The 8,182-nt window shown below is 44.5% G+C and carries 12 protein-coding genes; all 12 read left to right on the top strand.

What is annotated here, in order from left to right; translation table 11 throughout:
• Window positions 1-533: 533 nt before the first annotated feature.
• The 12 genes from ABVT36_RS08765 to ABVT36_RS08710 all read left to right on the top strand — a co-directional run bounded on the left by ABVT36_RS08765 (window position 534) and on the right by ABVT36_RS08710 (window position 8,006).
• Window positions 534-953: a hypothetical protein gene (locus ABVT36_RS08765; RefSeq protein WP_368456219.1), complete on the top strand. Its 420-nt coding sequence runs from the start codon at window positions 534-536 to the stop codon at window positions 951-953.
• A gap of 92 nt (window positions 954-1,045) precedes the next feature.
• The gene (locus ABVT36_RS08760; protein WP_368456218.1) at window positions 1,046-1,483 is read left to right on the top strand and encodes a hypothetical protein; all 438 of its coding nucleotides are present in this window, start codon (window positions 1,046-1,048) and stop codon (window positions 1,481-1,483) included.
• A gap of 86 nt (window positions 1,484-1,569) precedes the next feature.
• On the top strand, window positions 1,570-2,007 hold the full coding sequence (locus tag ABVT36_RS08755) for a hypothetical protein (protein ID WP_368456217.1): 438 nt from the start codon (window positions 1,570-1,572) through the stop codon (window positions 2,005-2,007).
• A gap of 86 nt (window positions 2,008-2,093) precedes the next feature.
• On the top strand, window positions 2,094-2,528 hold the full coding sequence (locus ABVT36_RS08750) for a hypothetical protein (RefSeq protein WP_368456216.1): 435 nt from the start codon (window positions 2,094-2,096) through the stop codon (window positions 2,526-2,528).
• 86 nt (window positions 2,529-2,614) lie between these two features.
• On the top strand, window positions 2,615-3,052 hold the full coding sequence (locus ABVT36_RS08745) for a hypothetical protein (RefSeq protein WP_368456215.1): 438 nt from the start codon (window positions 2,615-2,617) through the stop codon (window positions 3,050-3,052).
• Between the two features lie 125 nt (window positions 3,053-3,177).
• Window positions 3,178-3,612: a hypothetical protein gene (locus ABVT36_RS08740; protein ID WP_368456214.1), complete on the top strand. Its 435-nt coding sequence runs from the start codon at window positions 3,178-3,180 to the stop codon at window positions 3,610-3,612.
• Window positions 3,613-3,737: 125 nt separating this feature from the next.
• A complete protein-coding gene (locus ABVT36_RS08735) occupies window positions 3,738-4,172 on the top strand; it encodes a hypothetical protein (RefSeq protein WP_368456213.1) in 435 nt (144 codons plus the stop codon).
• A gap of 108 nt (window positions 4,173-4,280) precedes the next feature.
• The gene (locus ABVT36_RS08730) at window positions 4,281-4,616 is read left to right on the top strand and encodes a hypothetical protein (RefSeq protein ID WP_368456212.1); all 336 of its coding nucleotides are present in this window, start codon (window positions 4,281-4,283) and stop codon (window positions 4,614-4,616) included.
• A 1,093-nt stretch (window positions 4,617-5,709) separates the two neighbouring features.
• Window positions 5,710-6,144: a VOC family protein gene (locus ABVT36_RS08725; protein WP_368456211.1), complete on the top strand. Its 435-nt coding sequence runs from the start codon at window positions 5,710-5,712 to the stop codon at window positions 6,142-6,144.
• The gene (locus ABVT36_RS08720) at window positions 6,141-6,623 is read left to right on the top strand and encodes a VOC family protein (RefSeq protein WP_368456210.1); all 483 of its coding nucleotides are present in this window, start codon (window positions 6,141-6,143) and stop codon (window positions 6,621-6,623) included. The genes ABVT36_RS08725 and ABVT36_RS08720 overlap by 4 nt, the downstream gene beginning before the upstream one ends.
• Window positions 6,624-6,758: 135 nt before the next feature.
• On the top strand, window positions 6,759-7,154 hold the full coding sequence (locus ABVT36_RS08715) for a DUF1428 domain-containing protein (RefSeq protein ID WP_368456209.1): 396 nt from the start codon (window positions 6,759-6,761) through the stop codon (window positions 7,152-7,154).
• A 531-nt stretch (window positions 7,155-7,685) separates the two neighbouring features.
• Complete coding sequence (locus tag ABVT36_RS08710) at window positions 7,686-8,006, top strand: SRPBCC domain-containing protein (protein WP_368456208.1); 321 nt, start codon at window positions 7,686-7,688, stop codon at window positions 8,004-8,006.
• Window positions 8,007-8,182: the final 176 nt, after the last annotated feature.

Raw genomic sequence — 8,182 nt, 5'->3', positions numbered from 1 at the left:
TGCATAGCGGAAAACCGGCACGGTCAAAAGAACAGCTAAAGGGAAAAGCATTATCGCATATGAGGAAACTACAGAAGATGCCAGCCCGGGTAGCGTCCTACTTCAGGCATCCCGCTATTGAATATGCGGCGTAAAGAACTATAAGCGTGCCGGGTTAATAGTATCCCATAAATACAACTATATTCAGGTGTGATTCATACACGGATCGCAGGACCCTTGAGCGGATTCAGGTAGTGGGACCTATCCATTCAAGTTACTAATCCAGGAAGGATTCCTGTAAGCTTGTGGAAGCATTTGCGGATGAATCACTCCTTGAATTCACCATCTGTTAAAACACCAATTCCTCCCTTTCGGAGGTGCAAGAACCGTGGTAATTAGCGCCATTGCTATGGTACCCTGTAAAGTGACGGCGGGGGCGTAATACGACGCAAGGCGCTGCTGGGAGTACCGGACTTAATGATGCTTTTTTGTCTCCAAAAGATAAGGCTCACGTTGTTTGGTGGGGATTTTATTGAAAAAAATGGGGGGAATGAATGAGATTTATAGCAGTATTTTTATTTTTGTTTTCAACTGCTGCCTTGGCTAGTGATGTCAAGTTGGTATGTACTATCAGCGGAAAAGATTTCGACGAAGAAAAAACAGTAGAAAAACAGGTTACATTGAACGATAGCGAAAAGAAAATTTGCGTTGGCTATCCGTGCCAGCTTTCAGGAACCTATAAGCTAAATGAAACAATCTCTTATGAAGGCTATAAGAATTGGGAAGTCAATAATACTGTGGTTTCCTGGTCCAAGGAAATCATCGAGTTAAAACGTCGCAGTAGATGGACTGCTAGGTACACACTTGACCGTGTTTCCGGAGTGCTGAAATATCGCTTTGATACAGATGTAAATATGAAAGGTCCCTGCAAGGTTGTAAAGAAATTCAAGAATGAAGCACAACCTAGATTCTAAATGCTGGGCCCGATGGTTAGCCACTTGTCGCTTTCGGGTAAGAAGTAAACTACTGAATAGAGATGTTGCAAATCAACAAATAGGGTGAGTGAATGAAATTCTTAGCAGTTTTTTTGTTTTTGTTCTCCACCACTGCCTCGGCAGGTGATGTCAAGTTGGTATGTAATGTTAGCGGGAAATACTTCGACGGCAAAAAGACACAAGAGTATAAATTTACATTTAATGATAGCGAAGAGAGGATTTGCAAAGGTTATCCATGCAAGCGTGCTGATACTTATAAAATAAATGAAACAATTTCATACGCAGGTTATAAAAATGCGAAAGCTAGTAACACCGTACAGACCTGGTCAAAAGATATCATCGAATTTGGATTCCGCGAGGGAGGCACTACTGGAAACTTCACTCTGGATCGAACTTCAGGAACTCTGAGTTATGTTTTCATGAATAGGGATTTTGAAGTTAGGGTAAATTTGAAAGGCCCCTGTGAGGTCATCAAGAAATTCGATAATGAAAAAGCGTCTAAATTCTAATAGAGGCTGCCTGGAATAGGTGTGGCGTCGGAAAAGGCAATGACTATTGAATTGGGATATTGCAAATCAACAAATGGGGTAAGTGAATGAGATTTTTAGCAGTTTTTTTGTTTTTGTTTTCCACCGCTGCCTTGGCTAGTGAAGTTAAGTTGGTATGTACGATTAGCGGGAAGAATTTCGGGAAGAACACTGCAGAAAACCATAAGATTATATTTGACGACAGTAAAAAAATAATTTGTACAGGTTATCCATGTAGTGGTTCGGATATTTATAAGGCGAATGAAACGGTTTCTTACGTAGGTTATGGGGGTAGGGAGAACACTAATACGGTTACTTCCTGGTCCAAAGAACTCATCGAAATCAGAAACTACGATGGAGAAGTTTCTGTAAAGCAGACTCTCAACCGGACTTCGGGAGTGCTGCATTATGTTTTTATAAATAGGAATTTTGAAGTTAGGGTAAATATGAAAGGTCCCTGTAAGGTTGTCGAGAAATTCGATAATGAAAAACCGCCTAAGTTTTAATAGAGAATTCCTGGTGTAGATGTTGCTTTAAAAAAATGTGTAGGTTGCCAAAATAGATATTATAGATCAACAAATGGGGTAATTGAATGAGATTTTTAGCAGTTTTTTTGTTTTTGTTTTCAACTGCTGCCTTGGCTAGTGAAGTTAAGTTGGTATGTACTATCAGCGGCAAGTATTTCAGTCGGGAAGATACAACGGAGTATAAGATCATATTTGATGATAGTGAAAAAAGAGCTTGTACCGATTATCCATGCAAGCGTTCCAAAACCTACAAGGCCAATGAAGCGATTACTTTTCCAGGCTATGAGAACTGGGAAACCACTAATACTGTGGAGACCTGGTCCAAAGAGATAATTGAGTTAAATCAGCGTAATAAAAATACCAAAACTTGGACTCTCGATCGGATTTCTGGGAGGCTGCGCTATGTTTTTGAGAATAGTGGTTTTGAAGTTCGTATAAATATGGAAGGCCCCTGTAAGGTTGTTAAGAAGTTTGAGAATGAAAAACCGGCTAAGTTTTAATAGCGAATTCCTGGTGCAGATGTCGATTTAAAAAATGTGTAGATTGTCGAAAATAAATATTGCAAGTCAATAAATAGGGTAAATGAATGAGATTTTTAGCAGTTTTTTTGTTTTTGTTTTCCACCGCTGCCTTGGCTGGTGATGTCAAGCTGGTATGTAATGTTAGCGGGAAGTACTTCGACGGGAAAAAGACACAAGAGTATAAATTTATATTTAATGATAGCGAAGAGAGGATTTGCACAGGTTATCCATGCAAGCGTTCCAACACTTATAAGGCAAGTGAAACAATTTCTTATGTGGGTTATGGGAATAGAGAGAATGCCAATACGGTCACTACCTGGTCTAAAGATATTATTGAATTAAGAAACTATGATGGGCAAGTTACTATACGTCGCACTTTAGACCGGACTTCAGGGACGCTGCGCCATATTTTTGAAGACAGAGATTCGAAGATTGAAATAGATATGAAAGGCCCCTGTAAGGTGGTAAGGAAATTTGAAAATGAAACAGAACGTAAATTTTAATAAATAATTTTCTGCTTGGGTATCGGTTTATTTAGTTAGTATAGACAGGCGAAGTGATGAGTTGCAAATAGTTCAGTGGTTGATTACTGAATAAAATATTTCAATTTTAATATCGGGGGAAGGTAATGAGATTTATAGCAGTATTCTTGTTTTTGTTTTCGGCCGTTGCCTTAGCTAATGATATCAAGCTGGCATGCACTATCAGTGGTAAATCTTTTGGTGTTGATGAGACGGAAGAGTATCAAATTACGTTTAATGAAAAAGAAAAAAGAGTATGCACGAATTATCCATGCAGGCGTTCTGACACTTATAAAGCGGGTGAATCGATTACTTATGAGGGCTATAAGAATAGGCCGACCACTAATACCGTGGAGTCCTGGTCCAAGGAAATTATCGAGTTTAAGTCGCGTAGTAAAGCTACTCATACATATACGCTCGACAGGACTTCAGGAATATTGCGTTATGTTTTCAGAGGTAGGAATTTTGAAGTTAAGACAAATATGGAAGGCCCCTGTAAGGTAGTAAAGAAATTTCAAAATGAAAAAGAACTTAAATTTTAATAGAGAATTCTTGGCTTGGGTATAGGTTTAATTATTTTGTATAAACAGGCGAAGAGATGAGTTGCAAACAGTTTAGTGGTTGGTTGCTGAATAAAATATTTCAATTCTAATATCTGGGGAAGGTAATGAGATTTGCAGCAGTATTCTTGTTTTTGTTTTCAACGCCTGCCCTGGCTAATGATATCAAACTGGTATGTACTATCAGCGGGAAGTATTTTGGTCGCGAAAATACGCAAGAATATCAAATTACGTTTAATGAAAATGAAAAAAGAGCTTGCACACATTATCCATGCATGCGTTATAGTACTTATAAGGCAAATAAAGCCATCACTTTTGCGGCCTATATGAATTTGGAGACCACTAATACTGTGGGGTCCTGGTCCAATGAAATTATCGAGTTAAAGCAGCGTAGTATAAATACTCTTACATATACGCTCGACCGGACTTCAGGTACACTGCGCTTTGTTTTTGTAGATAGTGGTTTTGAGGTTGAAGCAGATATGAAAGGCCCCTGTGAGGTCGTAAGAAAACTTAAATATGAGGCACAACCTGAATTTTAGTTAAGCATAATTTACTGGCTAAAAGAGCCCTCGCTACTAATGTAAATCTTTTCTTGCGGGTGATGTAAACTTTAATTTATTAGACGTAAAATTGTAAAAGGCGAAAATATGAAACTATTTTTATTCTTACTTGTGGCAGTTTCATCGACTGCAATGGCGCAGAACAAATCCTGGGTTTCGGCGGGAGGCTCTACCCAAATTGGAGACTACAGTCACAAGGCCGCCCTGGACAGTGCAAAAACCAATGCGCATACAAGGCTGATAATGCTCTGCGGTTATAAAAATCATGCAACGGTGATAGAAAAAACGGTAGAAGTGACGGAGAAAAGCTGCACAAAAAGAGAAACCAGAGGCGGCCATTTCAAACATCACTGCAAGGTAACTATGATATCGAAGTGCACTAAGGGAACTAAGTCCTCTGGTACTGTAGTTAATCAACTTTAATTACTTGACTGTTTTGTAAAGAATAATCTGGAGCAGATTTCTGGTTTTATAGAGCATTTGAATTTCTCTGGATCGGACAATTTATTCTGTCAGTTATTTTTATCGGCTGAAGGATTTTATCGGCAACTTTTTGGAGATGGATCTACAGTTCCTATGGTTCCCCAGCCCGCTCAATGCGGGCTTTTTTATTTCCGATATATTTTTTTAAGAAAGATTCTTTTCACAAATAAATGCGCTGTCTCTGTTGTAGTAGAAACCACTTCGGCAATAACAGGTTGCGTCAATTGATTAGTCTGGGAAAGTCTTTTTCCAAGCCATTGATGATTAACTCGCTTTTGGCTGCCTGGAGTACCGGGTCAGGAATGGCTCCACCAAGAGGTATATCGGAGTGTAGGTCGGGGAGGGCAGTGGTGGCTTCGGGGAGTCTATTTATTAGTCCGACCACTCAATAAGTTGCCGCGCAAAATGGTACAAGAGTATGCCATCCCCGGACTGAGGCCGACGCAAGCCTGCGAGAAGTAAACGATTCTGCTTAGCAGGTTGTTGAAACAGGCATCCCGCCTGTTTCAAAACACCAAAAGAAAAAATGTGATTTTCACTTTTCTCCCAAAATCAACGGCTTAGGTGTCGCCGATTTTGCCGAAACCTCCATATTCCGGTAGCAGGTGTCGAAATTCTTCGAATTTCAACAGCCTGCTAGTGGTACAGGTTTTCAAAATTGGCAATCCAATCGAAGAGTGGTTGTCGATTGGGTTACCGGGTTAATAAGCTTCAGAGGTTTCCTAAATACCGCAATTAAGGTATTTATACTTTGTGCCCAGACTCGCCATACGCCAGTCCAACATTAAGGATAATTTGGACGCCATTGTCGCCGGTTGCGGGGCCGATACCATCACTATTGCTTTTGCCAATAGAGCCTATCAATAATAGGATGGTTCACTTGAGCGGCTGCCGGGCTATGTGGACTTTCACAAGGGGGTTATTGAGGGCGGCCTGGCGGAGGCCCCTGCCTTGTCGATATCCTGACACAGCAGGTCTATGGTGCTTAAACTTTTTCAAAACCGCAGTTTAGTCGCAGAGGAGACAACAAGAGATGGAACCGACAATCTACCTGTTCTTTAAAGGCAATTGCCTGGAGGCAATGACGCACTACGCGGAGATTCTGGGTGGCGAGATCAAGGATGTATTTCGAAATGCGGATGTTCCCGATCCCCAGTACCGAATACCTGGAAGTGACGATATGGTGATGAATATGGCCATGTCATTGGGTGATACCTTAGTCTTGGCTTCCGACAATACCGACGATATGTACCAAAAGCCCCGGGGCTTCTACGTCTCGATTGCACCGACATCACGGGAGGAGTTCGACCGTTTACACACGGCTTTGGCGAGGGAAGCGGAATCGATAGAAATGCCACCGGAGGAGACATTTTGGGCCGAACGCTTTGCCATGTTCACCGATAAATACGGCACGCCCTGGATGCTTAACTACGAGGGCGGCAAAGCTCAAGGGGGATCGCCGGCGTGACGGATCTTGTAACCTGCCTGTGGTTCGACCATGGCGAGGCAATGAGGGCGGCGGAATTTTACGCAGCTACCTTTCCCGACAGCAGTGTCGATCGAGTGAACCCTGCTCCATCCGACTTCCCAGGCGGCGCGGAAGGGAGTGAGCTGACGGTCGAATTTACCCTTCTTGGCCGGCCCTTTCTCGGGTTGAACGGCGGCCCGGCGTTTAAGCCCAACGAGGCGGTAAGTTTTATGCTATTGACCGACGACCAGGAAGAGACAGACCGCTATTGGCACGCAATCGTTGGCAATGGTGGGGCTGAAAATGACTGTGGCTGGTGCAGGGATCGCTGGGGGTACTCGTGGCAGGTCACTCCAAGGCGGCTGATGGAACTAATCACCAGTTCCGACCGCGCTCAGGCCAGGCGAGCGATGGAGTCGATGATGACCATGAAGAAGATCGACATCGCCGGTCTCGAAGCGGCGGCGGGGTTGAGTTGAGTCCATAGAAAAGCGTTACCGGGGTAATCCCGGCGGGGAACGAATAGCTGTAATCGGCGCCAAAGATCGCAAGGGAATGGATCTTTGACGTATCTTCACAGATAAAGAAAAAATTAACTTAAAGGAGAGGAGTTCATGTCTTATATAGACGGCTTTGTAATCGCCGTACCCTCGGCAAAAAAACAGCAGTTTATTGAACATGCCCAGCTGGGCGACAGTATTTTTACCGATCTTGGGGCAACGCGAGTGATCGAGTGTTGGGGAGACGATGTGCACGACGGCAAGGTCACGGATTTTCGCAAGGCGGTACAGGCGAAGGATGACGAGACAGTTGTCTTTTCCTGGATTGAGTGGCCGGACAAGCAAACCCGCGACGCCGGCATGAAAAAGATGAACGAGTGGATAGAGGACCCAGAAAAGGCCGACCCGCGGATGCATCCCGAGAAGAATCCGGCCCCCTTCGATGGCCAGCGCCTGATCTATGGGGGCTTTGCGCCGATCGTTGAACTAGGGCCTGTTGATACTAACTGAGACTGCCCTTCGGGTTGTGCCGGAAAATGCGCCACTCTTAGTTGCTCGTCGCTCATTTGGAAGAACCAAACCGCGCTTCTCTTGCCTCGATTGGCACCGTCTCTGTCACAACAGGGCCAACTCAGTTAGTGTCAACAGTCTGCTGTCCCGGACAGGGATGTTCGGGCCGCAAATCAAGCATGTAACTGCTTGATTTGTCGTGGAGGGTTTGCGGACATGCGCCGCAAACCCGGGTCGAGGAAAGCCAGGGAGGGCTTTTTCAACAAGCTGCTAAGGCAATAGTGGGGTGGGGATGGACTTTCGCCTGGTCCTGACGGACGTTCTCTTTTTCCGGAGTCGCCCGTACAAACTCGCCGAAGTAGGAATCGGCTGACAGGCCTCGGCCCTGTCAGGCGGCTGTCAAATAGAGTGGAGATGGGAATATGAACAATCCACAAATTTCCATAGACACTACCATCGAAGCTGTCGTCGAAACCGTGTGGGAGACCTATACAAAGCCCGTGCATATTACACATTGGAACTTTGCATCCGATGATTTGTGGCTGCCCCAGCGCCGAAGCCGACTTGAAGGTAGCGAGTGCCTATAAGGCACGGATGGAGGCCAAGGGTGGCAGCGACGGCTTTGATTTTGAGAGGACTTATGGCGAGCTGCAGCCTCATCAAGTGCTTGAGTTTGTTATGACCGACGGACGCAGGGTCAGAATAACATTCGAGCCAGCGGGCAGTGGTACTAAAGTCACAACAGTCTTCGATGCCGAAGCGCAGAACTCCATTGATGTACAGCGCAACGGCTGGCAGGCGATCCTGGACAACTTCAGAGCCTATGTGGAATCTGAACGAATCAGTTTGTAGCTTATAGCGTACAGGCTTTGCACCAAGCTGCCGGCAGCGGGCAGAGATCTAAAGGGAGGTCGTTTCTCTCCGGGATGTGGGTGGATGGAGCGTTGATCTGTGCCAATTCCCCCGTATACTGCAACCTGAAAGGAGGCTACAGCTTCTCTTGAGACCGGGAGGGTACTAGCGGCGAC

Origin of the sequence: Microbulbifer sp. TYP-18, from assembly GCF_040932045.1 — a bacterium.
Taxonomy (GTDB): Bacteria; Pseudomonadota; Gammaproteobacteria; order Pseudomonadales; family Cellvibrionaceae; genus Microbulbifer.
The sequence above is the reverse complement of the archived record's forward strand: the minus strand, read 5'-3'. Positions and strand labels throughout refer to the sequence as shown.